Genomic DNA, 16637 nt, shown 5'->3' on the forward strand with positions numbered 1-16637 from the left:
TTAGGTGGCGATGGGCAGGACCTCGATCTCCACCCCGAGCTCCGCCAGGGCCTGCGCCTCGCGACGCCATTCGACCGCGGTGACCAGACGCGCGACCTTGAGGCCGCGGGCGGCGAGCTCGGCCAGGCGCTCCGGCGCCCCATGTTCCAGCCGGTCGGCGTCGCGCCGGGCGAGGCCCATGACCTCGGCGTCGGCGCCCTCGTCCGCGATCAGCACGTCGGCGGCGGCGAGCGCCCTGGCGGCCTTCAGCGACAGCCGCTCGGCGGGCCCGCGCGCGTCGATGAACTGCACCATGCCGGCGCCGGCATGGCCGGAGGCGAGCGCGTCGCGCAGCAGCCGCGAGGCGCGCTCCATGTCGCCCTCCATCGCCGCCCGCGCGGCAGGCCCATTGAGGGCGGCGCGCAGGAAGGCGCGGCGGCGATGCGGCTCGGGCAGAGCCTGGCGGACCTCGTCCTGCAGGCCGCGGAACAGGGCGGCGACCCGGCCGGCGCCTTCCGGCACACGGGCCTCGATGTCCTGACGCAGCAGGGTGGCGAGCATGGGCGAGGCGCCGCCGGTGCCGATGGCCGCCACCACCTCGCCCCGGTCGATCACGGCCGGGGTGGTGAAATCGCAGAGGGCCGGCCGGTCGGCCACGTTCACCGGCACGCGGGCGGCGCGCGCGGCCGCGGCAGCGGCCTCGGCGAAGGCGTCGTCATCGGAGCCGATGAAGACGAGGCTCGCGCCGGCGTAGGCCTTCGGATTGAACGCCGCCTCCCCGGCGAGGCGAATGATCCGCGCGGGGGAGCCGTCGAACAGCCGCGCCTTGGCCTCGGCCGCGGGACCCGTCCCGGCCACCACCACCACCCGGCCGGCGAGGGGGAAGAAGGCGGGAAAGGCGTCCATCGGCGGCGGCTATTTCAGGGTGTGCAGGTAGGCGACGATCGCCGCGCGATTGGCGTCGTCGGGCACCGACACCGGCATGCGGGTGCCGGGCGCGAAGGCCATCGGCGCCTTCAGGAAGGCGTCGAGGTTGGCGTCGGTCCAGGCGCCGTCCTTGGCCTTGAGGGCGGGCGAATAGGCGAAATCCTGGCGGGCGGCGATCTTCGCGCCCGCGACGCCGGCGAGCGCCGGGGCCATCACCGTGCTGGCCGGGCCGTGGCACATCTTGCACTGCATGTTGAAGAGCTGGGCGCCGTCCTGGGCGAAGGCGGGCGCGGCCGCGAGGCTCATGGCGAGCGCCGCCGCGGCATAGCCAAAGGTCTTCATGTCCTGGGTCCCCGAACCTGTTCTTTTCCCTTGCCGCGCCTAGTAGCCGCCCAGGCGACGCCAGGGCAACCTTTGGGGCAACCTTTGAGGCTACTGCTGGAGAGCCCTCGGCGCGATTTACGGGCCAGTCTGAACGGCGTTAGGATGGCGCGACGCAAAGCGGTTCGGGGAGAGGCGCGCATGGCGACGACGCTGCAGATCAACGGCAAACCTGTGGACGTGAAGGCGGCGGCCGACACGCCCCTGCTCTGGGTGCTCCGCGACGAGCTCCTGATGACGGGCTCGAAGTACGGCTGCGGGGTCGGCCAGTGCGGCGCCTGCACGGTGCTCGCGGACGGCCAGCCGATCCGCTCGTGCTCGACGCCGATCGGCGTGCTGGGAACCGCCAAGATCACCACGATCGAAGGGCTCGGCGGCGCCCACCCGGTACAACAGGCCTGGGTGAAGCACGATGTGCCGCAGTGCGGCTACTGCCAGTCCGGCCAGATCATGAGCGCGGTCGCCCTGCTCGAGCAGAAGCCGCATCCGAGCGACGAGGAGATCGCCTCGGCCATGGACGGGAACATCTGCCGCTGCGGGGCCTACCAGCGCATCCGCGAGGCGATCAAGGACGCCGCCGGCCTGCCGCAGGTCGCCGCCAATCCGCCGCCGATCGAAGTCCCGGCTCCGAAGCCGGCGGCCGGCGTCTAAGGGGAGGCCGCACGATGAACAAGCCCCTGCAACGCCTGGCGCAAGGCGCCACCCGCCGCGAAGCCCTGACCGTCGGCGCGACCCTCGCCGGCGGCGCCCTGCTGGTCGGCTGCTCGCCCGCCAATATGATGGTCGACATCATGAGCATGGGCGCGCCGCACGACTTCGGCGCCTTCGGCCCCTTCATCAAGGTGGCCCCCGACGGCTGGGTCACTGTGATCTGCAAGCACATCGAATTCGGCCAAGGGAACCACGCCGGCCTGGCGGCCATCGCCGCCGAGGAGATGGACGCCGACTGGGACAAGGTGAAGACCGAGCACGCCGCGGCGAACGCCAAGGTCTACGCCAACTCGGCCATGGGCGTTCAGGGCACCGGGGGCTCCTCCGCCATCCCGAACTCCTGGATGCAGCTCAGGACCGCAGGCGCCGCGGCGCGGGCGATGTTCGTCCAGGCCGCGGCGACGAAGTGGAACGTGCCGGTCGCCGAGATCGCCGTGAAGAATGGCGTCGTCAGCCATAACGGCGGCGCCCAGCAGGCGACCTTCGCCGAGCTGCTGCCGGACGCGGCCAAGGTGGCGCCGCCCAAGGCTCCGGTGCTGAAGGATCCGAAGACCTTCAGCCTGATCGGCACCGACCGGGTCCGCCGTAAGGACGCCGTGGCCAAGAGCACCGGGACGGCCACCTACACCCAGGACATCCACCTGCCGAACATGCTGACGGCGATGGTCGCCCATGCGCCGAAGTTCGGCGGCAAGGTCGTCTCGTTCGACGACAGCGCGGCGCGCAAGGTGCCCGGCGTGGTTGACGTCTTCCAGATCCCGACCGGCGTCGCGGTCGTGGCCGACAACACCTGGGCCGCCCGTCAGGGACGCGACGCCCTGAAGGTGAAGTGGGACTTCACCAAGGCGGAGACCCGCGGCACCGATCAGCTCTCCAAGCTCTACGCCGACCTCGCGGCCGGCAAGGCGCAGCCCACGGGCAAGACCGCCTGGCAGGCCTTCGGCTCCAAGGGCGAGGCGGCGAAGGCGGCAGGCGGCCAGGCGGCGGTGGAGGTCACCTACGACTTCCCGTACCTGGCCCATGCGACCATGGAGCCGATGGACTGCGTGGCCATCGTCAAGGGCCAGAGCTGCAAGCTGATCCACGGCTCCCAGGGCCCGACGTTGGACCAGCTCAACGCCGCCAAGATCGTCGGCAATCTGCCGGGCAACGTCGAGGTACAGACCCTGTTCGCCGGCGGCTCGTTCGGCCGGCGGACCAACTTCCAGTCCGACTACGTGGCCGAGGCGGTGCAGGTCGCCAAGAAGGTCGGCGGCGGCCGGCCGGTGAAGCTGGTCTGGACGCGCGAGGACGACATGCGCGCCGGCTACTACCGGCCCATGGTCCACCACGCGGTGCGCGTGACCCTGGACAAGGACGGTCTGCCGGCCACCTGGCGTCATCGCGTGGTCACACAGTCGATCATGAAGGGCTCGCCCATGGGCACGCCCAAGGTGGACCCGACGTCGGTCGAAGGCGCCTCGGATTCGCCCTGTCTGAAGGCCACGCCCGTGGTCGACGCCCAGCTGCTGTCGCCCGACGTCGGCGTGCCGGTGCTGTGGTGGCGATCGGTGGGGGCGACCCACACCGCCTTCGTCATGGAGCACACCATCGACCAGCTGGCGAAGAAGGCCGGCAAGGATCCGGTGGAGTATCGCCGCACCCTCTACGCCAAGGCCGGCGCGGCCCGGCACCTGGCGGTGCTCAACCTGGCGGCCGAGAAGGCCGGCTGGACGACCCCGCCGCCCGCCGGATGGACCCGCGGCGTCGCGGTCCACGAGAGCTTCGGCTCCGTGGTCGCCCAGATCGCCGAGGTGAAGCTGGAGAACGGCCAGCCCAAGATCGGCCGGGTGGTCACGGCCATCGACTGCGGCACGGCGATCTCGCCAGATCAGATCGCGGCACAGATGGAGGGCGGCACCTGCCTTGGCCTCTCTGCGGCCCTGTTCGGCAAGATCACCATGAAGGACGGCGAGGTGGAGCAGTCCAACTTCGACGGCTACCGGGTGCTGCGGAACTCCGAGGCGCCGACCGTGGAGACCTACATCGTTCCCTCGGCCAATCCGCCGAGCGGCGTCGGCGAGCCCGGCACGCCCGTGATCGCCCCGGCCGTGGCCAACGCCCTGCTCGCCATGGGCCAAGCTCCGACCACCGCCCTGCCCTTCGTGAAGGCCTGACCGACCGGCTGCAACCCGGGCGCCAATTGCTGCGCCCGGGGAACTTGCGTCCAGCGCCGCTGTTGACCCTCCAGCCCTTGGGACTGGAGAGACGGCGTGCGGCTGCGATCGGCTCACCGCAGGACCTGGCGCACCGTCGCCGCAGCCGTCGGCGGCGCCCTGCCGGCCGCAGCCTGCTCCGGCGTGCTCGATCCCGTCGGGCCTGTCGGCCGCGACGACGCCAACATCCTGATCGTCGCCACGATCATCATGCTGGCGATCATCATCCCGACGATCCTGCTCGCGTTCTGGATGGCCTGGCGCTACCGCGCCTCCAACACCAAGGCCGAGTACCTGCCGAACTGGTCCTACTCCGGTCGGATCGAGGCGGTGGTCTGGTCGATCCCGATCCTCACCATCATGTTCATCGGCGGGGTGATCTGGATCGGCTCCTACAAGCTTGACCCGTTCCGGCCGCTGCCCTCGAAGACGCCGCCGCTCGAGGTGCAGGTCGTCTCGCTCGACTGGAAGTGGCTGTTCATCTACCCGCAGCAGGGGGTGGCGACGGTCAACCAGCTGGTGGTGCCGGCGGGCACGCCGGTCCACTTCTCGATCACCTCGGCGAGCGTGTTCAACGTCTTCTTCGTGCCCCGGCTGGGCTCGATGATCTACGCCATGCCCGGGATGGTCTCGCAGCTGCACCTGCAGGCGGATCATCCGGCCAACCTGTTCGGCGTCTCGGCGCATTTCTCGGGCGACGGCTTCTCGGACATGCAGTTCCAGGTCCGGAGCGTGCCCGCCGACCAGTTCGCCGCCTGGGCCCAGGCGGCCAGGGGCGGCGGCCCGGTGCTCGACCAGGCGGCCTACGCGGTCCTCGCGCGGCAAAGCCAGAACGTGCCGCCGTCGACCTACTCGGCGATCGACCCGCAGCTCTTCCAGGCCGTGGCGACGCAGAAGATCCCGCCGGCGCCGGGGCCCGAACCGGAGAACCCCGCGCACGCCGGACGTGAAGTCTCGACCGGGGGACACCACTGATGTTCGGCAAGCTCAGCCTCTCGGCCATCCCCCTCAGCCAGCCCATCCCGCTGATCACCTCGCTGGCGGTGATGGCGATCCTGATCGGCGTGCTGGTGCTGGTCACCGTCAAGGGCTGGTGGCCCTACCTCTGGAAGGAATGGATCACCTCGGTCGACCACAAGCGGATCGGCGTGATGTACGTCCTCCTCGGGGTCGTGATGCTGATCCGCGGCTTCGCCGACGCGATCATGATGCGCACCCAGCAGGCGATGGCGATCGGCGCCCAGGGCTACCTGCCGCCCGAGCACTACAACCAGATCTTCTCCGCCCACGGGACGATCATGATCCTGTTCGGCGCCATGCCGCTGGTGCTGGGGTTCATGAACTTCCTGGTGCCGCTGCAACTCGGGGTCCGCGACGTGGCGTTCCCGACCTTCAACTCGGTGGGCTTCTGGCTGACCGCCTCGGGCGCCTTCCTGGTCAATGTGTCGCTGTTCGTCGGCGAGTTCGCGCGCACCGGCTGGCTGCCCTATCCGCCGCTCAGCGAGGTCGGCTACTCGCCCGGGGTCGGCGTCGACTACTACCTGTGGGCCGTGCAGATCTCCGGGGTCGGCACCCTGATCACCGGCATCAACATCGTCACGACGGTGCTGAAGATGCGATGTCCCGGCATGAGCTACCTGCGCATGCCGGTGTTCACCTGGACGGCGCTCGCCTCCTGCCTGCTGATCATCGCGGTGTTCCCGATCCTCACCGCCACCCTGGCGATGCTCACCCTTGACCGCTACCTCGGCTTCCACTTCTTCACGAACGACGCGGGCGGCAGCCCGATGATGTTCATGAACCTGATCTGGGCCTGGGGCCACCCGGAGGTCTACATCCTGGTGCTGCCGGCCTTCGGGATCTACTCGGAGATCTTCCCCACCTTCTCGGGCAAGCCGCTGTTCGGCTATCGCTCGATGGTCGCGGCGACCCTGTTCATCTGCATCGTCTCGATGATGGTCTGGCTGCACCACTTCTTCACCATGGGCGCCGGGCCCGCGGTGAACACCTTCTTCGGCATCGCCTCCAGCGTCATCGCCGTCGGCACCGGCGTGAAGATCTACAACTGGATCTTCACCATGTACGGCGGCCGCGTGCGGATGGAGGTCCCCATGCTGTGGTCGCTGGGCTTCATCTTCACCTTCGTCATCGGCGGCCTGACCGGCGTGCTGCTGGCCATCCCGCCGGCCGACTTCCTGACCCACAACTCGATGTTCCTGGTCGCCCACTTCCACAACGTCATCGTCGGCGGGGTGGTGTTCGCGATCTTCGCGGGGCTCGAGTTCTGGTTCCCCAAGGCGTTCGGCTTCCGGCTGCACGAAGGCCTTGGCAAGGCCGCCTTCTGGTTCGCCTTCGTCGGCTTCTGGGTAACCTTCGCGCCGCTCTACGTGCTCGGGCTGGAGGGCATGACCCGCCGCCTGCAGCACATCAACATCGAGGAGTGGCGGCCGATGCTCTACGTCTCGGTGGTCGGGGTGGCCATCCTGATCGTCGGCGTGGTCGCCCAGGTCGCGCAGCTGGTGGTCAGTATCCGCGACCGCGAGAAGCTGCGCGACGTCACCGGCGACCCCTGGGACGGCCGCTCGCTGGAATGGGCCACGCCCTCCCCGCCGCCGTTCTTCAACTTCGCCGTCCTGCCGAACGTCGAGGGCGAGGAGGCCTACTGGGGCATCAAGCAGCGGGCCATCGAAACCCAGCAGATGAGCCCCGAACCGCGCTACCGGCCGATCGAGATGCCGATCAACAGCCCGGTCGGGATCTACACCGCCTTCTTCGCCAGCGTCTTCGGCTTCGCCATGATCTGGCACATCTGGTGGCTGGCGATTCTGGCGCTCGTGGCGGCGTTCGCCGGCTTCGTGGTCTTCGCCTGGCGTGACGTCCACGAGTTCGAGGTGCCGGCCGAGGAGGTGGCGCAGGCCGACCGGGCCCGCCGCGCGTCTCGCGAAGCCGCCCTGGCGCGGATGGCGGCGGCCGAGGGGACCCCGGAAGGAGCGGGCGCATGAGCGACATCCCCTTCCCCGCCAGCGCCGAGGCGATCCGCCGCCAGCGCGAGGACCCGCATCGCCTGGGCCACCGGGGCCATGGCCGCGAGCCGGTTCCCGGCGCCGGTCACGGCCAGACCGGTCCGGCCAGCAAGCGGATCATCGTCGGCTACGGCTTCTGGATCTTCCTGCTCAGCGACATCGTCATCTTCTCCTGCTTTTTCGCGGCCTATGCCGTGCTGCAGGGCCAGACGGCCGGCGGGCCGACGGCGCGGCAGATCGTCGACACCACGCGCGTCGCCTGGGAGACCACCTTCCTGCTGGCCTCCAGCTTCACCTGCGGCCTGTCGTTCGCCGCGACCAACGCCAAGAACCTGCTCTGGACCCAGGTCTTCCTGGCGCTGACCGGGCTCTTGGGACTGGGCTTCGTGGGGTTGGAGCTGCAGGAATTCCTGGAGCTCGCCGCCGCCGGCGCGACGCCCCAGCGCAGCGCCTTCCTGACCGCCTTCTACTCGCTCGTCGGCTGCCACGGCCTGCACGTCAGCGTCGGCGGGCTGTGGCTCGCCACCATGATGGCGCAGCTGCAGGTGAAGGGCTTCCGCCACGAGATCATGCACCGGCTGATCTGCTTCAACCTGTTCTGGCACGCGCTCGACATCGTCTGGGTGGCGATCTTCTCGGTCGTCTACCTGATGGGATCCATCTCATGAGCGACCTCGAGTTCGACCCTCACCAGTACGCCGACGACGAGGTCGTCCGCGAAGATCACGCGCCGGGCGACGAGCCCGAGGAGAGCGCCGGCCATTGGGTGCGCAACTACCTGGTCGGCCTGGGCTTCGCGACGATCCTGACCATCGCCTCGTTCTGGGCGGCCTCGACGCACCTGATCTGGGCCCCGGCGATCCCGGTGGCGCTGATCGTCCTGGCGATCGCCCAGATGGGCGTCCACCTGGTCTTCTTCCTGCACATCACCACCGGCCCGGACAACACCAACAACGTGCTCGCCCTGGCCTTCGGCCTGCTGGTGGTCTTCCTGGTGGTGGCGGGCTCCATCTGGATCATGAACAACCTGCACCAGAACATGATGCCGATGCCGCAGATGGTGGAGATGCAGCGCTAGCCGCGCGCCGTCGGCAGGTCGGCCGGACGGTCGACGTCGAACAGCACTCCGTCGTCGGGCGCCTCCACCAGGGCGAGCTCATCGCCGAGCGCCTGCAGAACCGCCCGGGCGCCGGTGTCCCCCTTCAGATCCAGGAGCTGCGGGAAGAGGGCGCGGCCGAGCAGCACCGGATTGCCGCGCCGACCCTCGAACACCGGCGCCGCGGCGGCCGCGCCCCGCGCCAGCGCCTCGGCCATCGGCCGCAGCACGGCCGTCGGCACGCGCGGCATGTCGCCGAGGAAGACGAAGACGCCGTCGGTGTCCGGCGGCAAGGCGGCGACCCCGGCGCGCAGCGACGCGCCCATGCCCTCGGCGTGCTCTGGCGCATGGCGGATCCGCAGGCGCGGATCGAAGGCGCGCGCCACGGCGGCCACCGCCTCGGCGTCCGCGCCGGTGACGACGGTCACCGCCCGCACGGGCGCGGCGAGGGCGGCGCGCAGGGCGCTTTCCAGCAGCACCCCCTCGCCATGCGGCGCGGTGAGCTTGCCCCCGCCGAAGCGGACGCCGGCGCCGGCGGCGAGCACGATGGCTTCCAGCCGCTGCGTCGTCTCCGCGCCTTTGGCCACGCCCCCTGTCGCCAGGCCCCCTGTCGCCACGGCCCGTTCCTCTCTATGTTTCAGGGCGCATGACGCCCTATGACGCCAGCTCCGCGCAAGGCCAGTCCAGGCTGGTCGACGGCTTCGGCCGCACCGTGACCTATCTGCGGGTCTCGGTCACCGACCGCTGCGACCTGCGCTGTGTCTACTGCATGGCCGAGCACATGACCTTCCTGCCCAAGCGGGAGGTGCTGACGCTGGAAGAGCTGGACCGCATCGCCTCGGCCTTCGTCTCGCTCGGCGTGAGGAAGCTGCGGCTGACCGGCGGCGAGCCACTCGTCCGCAAGGGCGTGATGGGGCTCTTCGAGAGCCTCTCGCGCCATCTGAAGAGCGGCGCGCTGGACGAGCTGACCCTGACCACCAACGGCACGCGGCTGGCCGAGTTCGCCGGCGAGCTGGCCGGCCTGGGCGTGCGGCGGATCAACGTCTCGCTGGACACCCTGAAGCCCGGCCTGTTCCGGCGTCTCACCCGCGGCGGGGACCTCACCAAGGTGCTGGCCGGGATCGAGGCCGCCCAGGCGGCCGGCCTGCAGGTCAAGGTCAACGCCGTGGCCCTGAAGGACGACAACGCCGGCGAGATCCCCGAGCTGATCAGGTGGGCCCATGGCCGCGGCCTCGACGTCACCCTCATCGAGACCATGCCGATGGGCGAGGTGGAGACCGACCGCACGGACCAGTACCTCTCGCTCAGCGACCTGCGCCGCGAGCTGGAAAGCTTCTGGACGCTCAAGGACATCCCGCTCTCCACCGGCGGGCCGGCCCGCTACGTCGAGGTGGCGGAGACCGGCGGGCGGCTCGGCTTCATCACCCCGCTCAGCCACAATTTCTGCGAGGCCTGCAACCGGGTGCGCCTGACCTGCACGGGCACGCTGCACACCTGCCTCGGCCAGGAGGACGCCACCGACCTGCGCGCGGTCCTCCGCGCCGGCGCCTCGGACGCCGAGCTGATCGAGGCCATCCGCCATGGCGTCGACGCCAAGCCGAAGGGCCACGACTTCCGGATCGCCCGCGACGCTGCCCCCGCCGTGGCGCGCCACATGTCGACGACGGGAGGCTGAGCCTTGGCGCGGGTCCTCCTGTTCGGTCCCTTGCGCGATGTCGCCGGCTGGCGCGAGCGCGAGATCACCGAGGCGGCATCGATCGCCGCGCTGAAGGCGATCCTCGCCGAGGAGGACGAGCGGCTCGGCGAGGCGCTGTCCGCCCCCGGCATTCAGGTCGCTCTCGACCAGGCGATCGTCCGCGGCGACCGGCCGCTCGGGCCGGCGACCGAGGTCGCCTTCCTGCCTCCGATGAGCGGCGGATGAGCATCGCGCTGACCGAACAGCCCTTCGACCCGGGCGCCCTGCTGAGCCAGTTCAGCGCCGGTCGCAGCGAGGTGGGCGCCGTGGCGAGCTTCACCGGCCTGGCCCGCGCCGAGGGCGGGGAGGCCAAGATCCTTGAGCTCGAGGGTTATCCGGGCTTCACCGAGGCGGAGATCGGCAAGATCGCCGAGGAGGCGCTGAGCCGCTTCGGCATCGACGACCTGATGATCCGCCATCGGGTCGGCCGCATCGCCCCCGGCGAGCCGATCGTCTTCGTGGCCACGGCCGCCCGGCACCGGCGGGCCGCGTTCGAGGCCTGTGACTTCCTGATGGATTACTTGAAGTCGCGCGCCCCCTTCTGGAAGAAGGAGCACGGCCCGGCCGGCGCGCGCTGGATCGAGCCGCGGGCCGAGGACTATTCCGACGCCGCCCGCTGGGACGAGAAGGAGAGCCAGTCATGAACGCCCCCGCATTCGCGCCCGGCGGCAAGATCGACACCAACAAGCCGGTCAAGGCGGTGAAGATCGCCGTCCTGACGATCTCCGACACGCGCGACGAGGAGAGCGACACCTCCGGCAACATCCTGGCCGAACGCGTCACCGGCGCGGGCCACGAGCTGGCCGGTCGGGCCATCGTGCGCGACGACATCGAGGCGATCCGCGGCCAGGTGAGCGCCTGGGTCGCGTCGGGCGAGGTCGAGGCCATCGTCACCACCGGCGGCACCGGCATCACCGGCCGGGACGTGACACCCGAGGCCATCCGGCCGCTGTTCGACAAGGAGCTCGACGGCTTCTCGGTGATCTTCCACCTGGTCAGCTACCAGTCGGTGGGCCTTTCCACCCTTCAGTCCCGGGCCCTGGCTGGCATCGTGAAGGGGGTCTTCGTCTTCTGCCTGCCCGGCTCCAACGGGGCGGTGAAGGACGGCTGGGACAAGGTGATCTCCGCCCAGCTCGACAGCCGCCACGGCCCCTGCAACATGGTCGAGCTGATGCCGCGGCTGATGGAGCAGTGAGCAAGCTCACCCACATCGACGAGACCGGCCGCGCCCGCATGGTCGACGTCTCGGACAAGGCGGTCACCGCGCGCGAAGCGGTTGCCGAGGGGTTCGTCCGCATGAGCCCCGAGACCCTGAGGCTGGCGCTGTCCGGCGAGGGCCGGAAGGGCGACGTGCGCGCGGTCGCCGAGATCGCCGGCGTCATGGCCGCCAAGAAGACCTCCGACCTGATCCCCATGTGCCACCCGCTGGCGATCACCAAGGCCGAGGTCCGGGTCGAGCCGGCGGAGGGCGGCCTCGCCGTCACGGCACGGGTCAAGACCAGCGGTCAAACGGGGGTGGAGATGGAGGCGCTGACCGCCGTGTCGGTGGCCTGCCTCACGCTCTACGACATGCTGAAGGCCGCCGAGAAGGGCATGGTCATCGAGGCGGTGCGCCTGGTCGCCAAATCCGGCGGCAAGTCGGGCGACTGGACCGCATGAAGCTTCTTCCCGTGGACGAGGCGCGGGCGCGGATGCTGGCGGAGATCGCCGCCCTGCCCGTGGAGCCGGTTCCGCTCGCGGCCAGCATCGGCCGAGTGCTGGCCGAGGAGGTCGCCGCCGTCCGCGACCAGCCGCCGTTCGCCGCCTCCGCCATGGACGGCTGGGCGGTGCGCAGCGCCGACGGCGAGGGCCTTCGCGCCATCGTCGGCGAGAGCGCGGCCGGCCACGGCTACGAGGGCGAGGTCACGGCCGGCCAGGCCGTGCGCATCTTCACCGGCGCGGCCCTGCCGGCCGGCTGCGACGCTGTGGTGATCCAGGAGGACGCCAGCCGCGAGGGCGAACAGGTGCGCGTGCCGCAGGCCGCGGCCGGCCGCCACGTCCGTCCCGCCGGCGGCGATTTCAGGAAGGGCCAGGTCCTGCTGCAGCCCGGCGTGCGCATCGATCCGTGGCGGCTGTCGCTGGCCGCCTCGGCCGGACGGGCCCAGGTGAAGGTCCGGCGCCGCCCGCGCGTCGCCCTGATCTCGACCGGCGAGGAGATCGTCGAGGCGCCGGCGAACCCCGGGCCGTTTCAGATCTACGACTCCGGGGCTCCGGCCCTGGCGGCCATGGTCGCCGGCTGGGGCGCCGAGGTGACCCGCGCCAAGCCCGTGCGCGACCAACTGGAGGCGGTGATCGAGGCCCTGCGCACGGCGGAGGCCGACCTTGTAGTGACCGTGGGCGGCGCCTCGGTGGGCGACCACGACCTGGTGCGCACGGCCGGCGAGGCGCTGGGCCTCGACTACCGGGTGCAGAGCGTGGCGGTGCGGCCCGGCAAACCGACCTTCTTCGGCGTGCTCGGCGATGGGCGGCGGATGCTGGGCCTGCCCGGCAATCCCGCCTCGGCCTTCGTCTGCGCCGAGATGTTCCTGCGTCCGATCGTCAACGCCTATCAGGGAGCCGAGCCCCAGCCCGCCACCGTTCCGGCGACGCTCGACGAAGACCTGCCGGCCAACGGCCCGCGCGAGCACTGGATGCGCGCCAAGCTGACCTATGAGGCCGGCGAGGTGCGGATCCGTCCCTACCGGGATCAGGATTCGTCGCTGGTCAGCGTCTTCGCGGTCTCGGACGCGCTGCTGCGCCGGGCGCCGGGCGCGCCGGCGGTCGCGGCCGGCGAGGTGGTCGAGGCGCTGCCGCTGTCGCGGGCGTAGCGCAGGGCGGTTATCTCGCCGATCACCGACACCGCCACTTCCCAGGGCGCCTTGCCGCCAATGTCGAGGCCGATGGGCGCGTGCAGCCGCGCGATGGCGCTCTCGGCGATGCCGTCGGCCTTCAGCTCCGCCAGCCGCCCCATCAGCCGGCGCCGGGCGCCGAGCAGCCCCACATAGCCGGCCTGCGACGGCAGGGCGGCCTTGAGCGCGGCGTGGTCGGTCTCGATGTCGTGGGTGGCGATGGCCACCGCGGTCCAGGGATCGAGGTCCAGGGCGGCGAGCGCCGGGGCCGGCTCGTCCCGCCGATAGGCGACGCCGGGGATCGGCGGCGGGGCCGCGGGGCCCTTGGGCCGCAGAAGGGTGGTCTCGAACCCGGCCTGGGCACCGAGCTGGGCGATCGCCAGCGCCGTCGGATCGCCGCCGACCACCACCAGGCGCTGCGCCGGGTCATAGGGCCGCCAGACCGCGGCCTCGGCCCAGGGCGAGACGTCCGGGCCGCAGCGCCGGGTGTAGCCGTCGCTCACCCACACCACCGGCCGGCGCTCGTCTTCGGCGCTCAGCAGCTCCGCCAGCGCCGGATCGTCCGCGGCCACCCGCTCCACGAAGATCTCGATGCGCGCGCCGCACAGCAGGCGGATGTCCGGCCAGGGGCTGCCCTCGCCATAGACGAGGGTGCGCGGCTCGCCGTCCGCCAGGCAGGCGAAGGCGTGGTCGGCGATGTCGCTCTCGACGCAACCGCCGGAAAAATAGCCGGCGACGACTCCCGGCGCGAAGACCATCTGGGTTCCCGGCGGCCGCGGCCCCCCGCCCTCGACGCTGATCAGGGTGGCCAGGGCGCAGGCCTCCCCCGCCTGGCGGGCCCCTCGCAGGGCGGGCCGGACGTCCTCGGCCATGCCGAAAACCGGCCATTCGGGTAGGGGCTCACGCACGCTCACGATTTAACCCTCGGATAAGGTCCTAGATACCGGTTCTTAGGCATCTGCGGCGCAAGATGGCGGCTCATAGGAAGCTTACCAAGCTCAAGCCCGTCATGACGTCACCGATTGCGAAGCTCGGACTAGGGTCCGGGCAGTTCAGCCTCGACCAGCCGGCGACCCGCGGTCGTCCGCGCGAGGCCGAGGCGCGCGACATCCTCGCCATCGCGGCCCGCGCCGGCCTGTCGGTGATGGAAGTCGGCCGTCATTCCCAGGCCGTGGAGCTGACGCTCGGCCAGGTGATGCCCAAGCCGAACCCCTTCCGCCTGACCGTCACGACCGTTCGCCCGGACCGCGGCCCCGACTTCGCCGAGGCTGAAGTGCGCGCCCAGATCGCCCGCCTGGGCGTCGACCGGGTGGAGTCGATCTTCGCGCCGTCGGCGACCGACATGCTGAGCCCCGGCGGCCCGGCGCTCTGGGACCGGCTGAAGAAGCTGAAGGACGAGGGGCTGTGCCGGAAAGTCGGCGTCTCGGTCTACGCCTCGGACGATCCCTGCGGCCTTTCCCGCCGGTTCAAGCCGGACGTGGTGCAGGCGCCGGCCTCGCTGCTGGACCAGCGGCTCATCGTCGACGGCACCCTCTCCGAGCTCGCGGCCATGGGCGTCGAGGTGCAGCTGCGCTCGATCTTCCTCAACGGCGTGCTGTTCCTGCCGCCGGACCGCGCCCCCTCGCACCTCAAGGCGGCGGCCGGGCGGATCAGCCGGGCGCGCCGGTTGATCGCCGAGGGCCGCTCCGACCCGCTGCAGGCGGCGTTGGGCTTCGCCCTCTCGCGTCCCGAGGCGTCGGCCGTGCTGGTGGACGTGGCCTCGGCCTCGGAGATGAGCGCGGTGATCGCGGCGGCCATGAGCCCGCCGCCGGACCTCGACTGGGACGAGATGGCCCTCGACGATCCGGCGGCGCTCGACCCCCGCGCCTGGGCCGCGGCCTAGGGCCGGAAGCGGACCCCGAGGTAGACGGCGCGGCCGGCTTCGCTGAAGCCCAGAGTCTCCTCGTAGCGGCGGTCGGCCAGGTTCTCGACGCGGGCGGTCAGCGACACCTGATCGGTCAGCCGATAGGAGCCGGCGAGGTCGGCGACGAGAAAGCCCTTGCGCCGCTCGCGGGAGAAGCCGTCGCGGGCGAGATCGAGCTGGCTCGACTCGCCACGCACCGTAAGGGCGCCGCCCCACTTGCCAGAATTGTAGAACAGGGCCGCCGAGCCGGAGTTGTGCGGGATGCGCAACAATTCCGCGCCCGTCGTGGCGTCGATCGCCTTGGTGTGGGCGTAGGCGAGCTTCAGGCGCAGGGCGTCCGTCAGCTGCGCGTCGGCCTCGGCCTCCAGGCCCGTGGAGCGGGTGCGGGCGATGTTGACGTAGCGCAGGTCCTGGTAGGCGATCTGGTCGCGCACCGCGAGCCGGTAGCCGGTGACCGCCGCCTCGATGCGCTTGTCCGGTGAGAGCCAGCCCAGGCGCATGTCGTAGCCCTCGGCGCGCTCGGGCCGCAGCGGGACCGGCGGGGCGAAGCAGTAGTCGCAGACCACCTCGGAGATGGACGGGATCTTGAAGCCCTGGCCGGCCGAGGCGGTGAGGGTGAAGCCCGCCCCGACGTCCACCGCGGCGGAGAGACGGCCGGTGGAGCGCGAACGGAAGCGGTCCGGGTCGTCGAAACGCAGGCTGGCGGTGAGGTTCAGCGGGGTCCAGGGCCGGGCTCGGGCGACGGCGAAGACCGAGGTCACCGAGAGGTTCGTGGAGGTGCGGCCGGAAAGGTCGGCCTTGCTCTCGATGCGCTCGGCGCCGACGACGGCCGCCCAGGCATCGGCCGGCCCGCCCTTCTCGGCGGTCCAGCGGAACACCCGGCGCGTCGCGGTGTAGACCTCCGGGAAGTCGGAGATGTTGCGCCGCCACAGGTGGTAGTCGCCGTAGCTGGCGGTCTGGCGAAGGCCGAAGGCGTCGACGACGGCGCGGACATCGCCCTGCCAGCTCCGCGCCTTGTTGCGGTCCGGCGTGTCGGCCAGGGCGTAGTCGGGCGGCGGATAGCCGTCGATGGCGATGTTGGCGTAGGTGGTGCGCAGCCGCGCGTCGAGCTGCAGCCAGTCGGTCAGGCGCACCCGCCCGGCGAGGTTGGCCGTGGCGGTGCGGTAGGGGTCCTTCTCGCTGCCCGTATCGGCGCGCGAGATCCCGTCGGTGCGCAGGCCGGCGAGGGAGGCGGAGACTGCGTAGCGGTCCTCGGCGACGCCGGTCCCGACGAAGCCGCGGGCCGTGCCGAAGCTGCCGCCCTCGGCCGAGGCGGTGAGGCCGGTCAGCTCGCGGGTGGTGATCGAGACCACCCCGCCGATGGCGTCCGAACCCCAAAGCGAGCCCTGCGGCCCGTTCAGCACCTCGATGCGCTCGACGTCCGCGGTCTGCAGCGAGGAGGGATCGAAGGTCCCGTTCGGGTCGGCGGCGTCGTTCACCGGCACGCCGTCGATCAGCACCAGGGTCTTGTCGGGCGAGGCGCCGCGGATGCGGATCGCCGCCGCGCCGCCAAAGGCGCCGTTGCGGGTTACGCCGACCCCGGGAACGGTCGACAGCACGTCCTCCAGGAACGGCGTCTGACGCGCCTCCAGCTCGGCCCGATCGACCACGTGGGCGCCGGTGACGAGGTCGAGGCGGCTGGGCAGGCGGGTGGCGGTGACCACCACCTCGCCGAGCGGCGACGGCTCGTCGGCAAAGGCGGCGGCGGGAAGCGCCCCGGCGAGGGCGGCGGTGGAGAAGAGCAGCGATCGGATAGAGCAACGCATGGGTCGTACAGCCTC

At 71.1% G+C, this 16637-nt stretch carries 17 protein-coding genes and 1 pseudogene; 13 read left to right on the top strand and 5 right to left on the bottom strand.

Annotated features, from left to right (window positions below):
• Both DJ017_RS01345 and DJ017_RS01350 read right to left on the bottom strand, forming a co-directional pair.
• Entirely contained in the window at positions 1-885 is an 885-nt protein-coding gene (locus DJ017_RS01345) for an NAD(P)-dependent oxidoreductase (protein ID WP_111527019.1), read from the bottom strand.
• A gap of 9 nt (positions 886-894) precedes the next feature.
• Entirely contained in the window at positions 895-1248 is a 354-nt protein-coding gene (locus DJ017_RS01350; protein WP_111527020.1) for a c-type cytochrome, read from the bottom strand.
• Between the two features lie 180 nt (positions 1249-1428).
• On the opposite strand from DJ017_RS01350, the gene DJ017_RS01355 reads away from it, so the two are divergent.
• The 6 genes from DJ017_RS01355 to cyoD all read left to right on the top strand — a co-directional run bounded on the left by DJ017_RS01355 (position 1429) and on the right by cyoD (position 8294).
• A complete protein-coding gene (locus DJ017_RS01355) occupies positions 1429-1938 on the top strand; it encodes a (2Fe-2S)-binding protein (protein ID WP_111527021.1) in 510 nt (169 codons plus the stop codon).
• A gap of 14 nt (positions 1939-1952) precedes the next feature.
• A complete protein-coding gene (locus DJ017_RS01360; protein ID WP_111527022.1) occupies positions 1953-4154 on the top strand; it encodes a xanthine dehydrogenase family protein molybdopterin-binding subunit in 2202 nt (733 codons plus the stop codon).
• Positions 4155-4250: 96 nt separating this feature from the next.
• Positions 4251-5168: a ubiquinol oxidase subunit II gene (gene cyoA / locus DJ017_RS01365; RefSeq protein ID WP_226999976.1), complete on the top strand. Its 918-nt coding sequence runs from the start codon at positions 4251-4253 to the stop codon at positions 5166-5168.
• Positions 5168-7195, top strand: a complete 2028-nt coding sequence (locus DJ017_RS01370; RefSeq protein WP_111527023.1) for a cbb3-type cytochrome c oxidase subunit I — start codon at positions 5168-5170, stop codon at positions 7193-7195. The genes cyoA and DJ017_RS01370 overlap by 1 nt, the downstream gene beginning before the upstream one ends.
• A complete protein-coding gene (locus DJ017_RS01375) occupies positions 7192-7884 on the top strand; it encodes a cytochrome c oxidase subunit 3 (protein ID WP_111527024.1) in 693 nt (230 codons plus the stop codon). Before DJ017_RS01370 ends, DJ017_RS01375 begins: the two co-directional genes overlap by 4 nt.
• Positions 7881-8294 carry a cytochrome o ubiquinol oxidase subunit IV gene (gene cyoD, locus DJ017_RS01380; RefSeq protein WP_111527025.1) on the top strand — a complete coding sequence of 138 codons (414 nt, stop codon included), beginning with the start codon at positions 7881-7883 and terminating at the stop codon, positions 8292-8294. Before DJ017_RS01375 ends, cyoD begins: the two co-directional genes overlap by 4 nt.
• Here the strand turns inward: cyoD and DJ017_RS01385 are convergent.
• Complete coding sequence (locus DJ017_RS01385) at positions 8291-8929, bottom strand: nucleotidyltransferase family protein (RefSeq protein ID WP_226999977.1); 639 nt, start codon at positions 8927-8929, stop codon at positions 8291-8293. The two genes, cyoD and DJ017_RS01385, sit on opposite strands and share 4 nt — an antisense overlap.
• Before the next feature lie 29 nt (positions 8930-8958).
• Between DJ017_RS01385 and moaA the strand changes: the two genes are divergently transcribed.
• Genes moaA through DJ017_RS01415 form a run of 6 tightly spaced genes read left to right on the top strand, consistent with a single transcriptional unit; the run spans position 8959 to position 12893 of the window.
• Positions 8959-9987, top strand: a complete 1029-nt coding sequence (gene moaA, locus DJ017_RS01390) for a GTP 3',8-cyclase MoaA (protein WP_111527026.1) — start codon at positions 8959-8961, stop codon at positions 9985-9987.
• A gap of 3 nt (positions 9988-9990) precedes the next feature.
• Entirely contained in the window at positions 9991-10233 is a 243-nt protein-coding gene (locus tag DJ017_RS01395) for a MoaD/ThiS family protein (protein WP_111527027.1), read from the top strand.
• A complete protein-coding gene (locus DJ017_RS01400; RefSeq protein ID WP_111527028.1) occupies positions 10230-10691 on the top strand; it encodes a molybdenum cofactor biosynthesis protein MoaE in 462 nt (153 codons plus the stop codon). Before DJ017_RS01395 ends, DJ017_RS01400 begins: the two co-directional genes overlap by 4 nt.
• Positions 10688-11242, top strand: a complete 555-nt coding sequence (gene moaB, locus DJ017_RS01405) for a molybdenum cofactor biosynthesis protein B (RefSeq protein WP_111527029.1) — start codon at positions 10688-10690, stop codon at positions 11240-11242. Before DJ017_RS01400 ends, moaB begins: the two co-directional genes overlap by 4 nt.
• On the top strand, positions 11239-11706 hold the full coding sequence (moaC, locus tag DJ017_RS01410) for a cyclic pyranopterin monophosphate synthase MoaC (protein ID WP_111527030.1): 468 nt from the start codon (positions 11239-11241) through the stop codon (positions 11704-11706). Before moaB ends, moaC begins: the two co-directional genes overlap by 4 nt.
• Positions 11703-12893, top strand: coding sequence for a molybdopterin molybdotransferase MoeA (locus DJ017_RS01415; protein WP_133255359.1), 1191 nt, complete (start codon positions 11703-11705; stop codon positions 12891-12893). The genes moaC and DJ017_RS01415 overlap by 4 nt, the downstream gene beginning before the upstream one ends.
• 23 nt (positions 12894-12916) lie before the next feature.
• Here the strand turns inward: DJ017_RS01415 and DJ017_RS20685 are convergent.
• A pseudogene (locus tag DJ017_RS20685) lies at positions 12917-13786 on the bottom strand (XdhC family protein); the annotation flags it as partial.
• 137 nt (positions 13787-13923) lie between these two features.
• On the opposite strand from DJ017_RS20685, the gene DJ017_RS01425 reads away from it, so the two are divergent.
• Complete coding sequence (locus DJ017_RS01425; protein ID WP_111527032.1) at positions 13924-14796, top strand: bifunctional regulator KidO; 873 nt, start codon at positions 13924-13926, stop codon at positions 14794-14796.
• On the opposite strand, the gene DJ017_RS01430 is transcribed toward DJ017_RS01425, so the two are convergent.
• On the bottom strand, positions 14793-16622 hold the full coding sequence (locus DJ017_RS01430; protein ID WP_165830491.1) for a TonB-dependent receptor plug domain-containing protein: 1830 nt from the start codon (positions 16620-16622) through the stop codon (positions 14793-14795). The two genes, DJ017_RS01425 and DJ017_RS01430, sit on opposite strands and share 4 nt — an antisense overlap.
• Between the last annotated feature and the right edge of the window lie 15 nt (positions 16623-16637).

The organism is Phenylobacterium soli (assembly GCF_003254475.1).
In the GTDB taxonomy this organism is placed as follows: Bacteria; Pseudomonadota; Alphaproteobacteria; order Caulobacterales; family Caulobacteraceae; genus Phenylobacterium; species Phenylobacterium soli.

What these genes read in the sequence shown, in the direction of transcription:
- DJ017_RS01345 (WP_111527019.1), bottom strand. Translation starts at nt 885, where the DNA reads ATGGACGCCTTTCCCGCCTTCTTCCCCCTCGCCGGCCGGGTGGTGGTG.
- DJ017_RS01350 (WP_111527020.1), bottom strand. Translation starts at nt 1,248, where the DNA reads ATGAAGACCTTTGGCTATGCCGCGGCGGCGCTCGCCATGAGCCTCGCG.
- DJ017_RS01355 (WP_111527021.1), top strand. Translation starts at nt 1,429, where the DNA reads ATGGCGACGACGCTGCAGATCAACGGCAAACCTGTGGACGTGAAGGCG.
- DJ017_RS01360 (WP_111527022.1), top strand. Translation starts at nt 1,953, where the DNA reads ATGAACAAGCCCCTGCAACGCCTGGCGCAAGGCGCCACCCGCCGCGAA.
- DJ017_RS01370 (WP_111527023.1), top strand. Translation starts at nt 5,168, where the DNA reads ATGTTCGGCAAGCTCAGCCTCTCGGCCATCCCCCTCAGCCAGCCCATC.
- DJ017_RS01375 (WP_111527024.1), top strand. Translation starts at nt 7,192, where the DNA reads ATGAGCGACATCCCCTTCCCCGCCAGCGCCGAGGCGATCCGCCGCCAG.
- cyoD (WP_111527025.1), top strand. Translation starts at nt 7,881, where the DNA reads ATGAGCGACCTCGAGTTCGACCCTCACCAGTACGCCGACGACGAGGTC.
- moaA (WP_111527026.1), top strand. Translation starts at nt 8,959, where the DNA reads ATGACGCCCTATGACGCCAGCTCCGCGCAAGGCCAGTCCAGGCTGGTC.
- DJ017_RS01400 (WP_111527028.1), top strand. Translation starts at nt 10,230, where the DNA reads ATGAGCATCGCGCTGACCGAACAGCCCTTCGACCCGGGCGCCCTGCTG.
- moaB (WP_111527029.1), top strand. Translation starts at nt 10,688, where the DNA reads ATGAACGCCCCCGCATTCGCGCCCGGCGGCAAGATCGACACCAACAAG.
- DJ017_RS01415 (WP_133255359.1), top strand. Translation starts at nt 11,703, where the DNA reads ATGAAGCTTCTTCCCGTGGACGAGGCGCGGGCGCGGATGCTGGCGGAG.
- DJ017_RS01425 (WP_111527032.1), top strand. Translation starts at nt 13,924, where the DNA reads ATGACGTCACCGATTGCGAAGCTCGGACTAGGGTCCGGGCAGTTCAGC.
- DJ017_RS01430 (WP_165830491.1), bottom strand. Translation starts at nt 16,622, where the DNA reads ATGCGTTGCTCTATCCGATCGCTGCTCTTCTCCACCGCCGCCCTCGCC.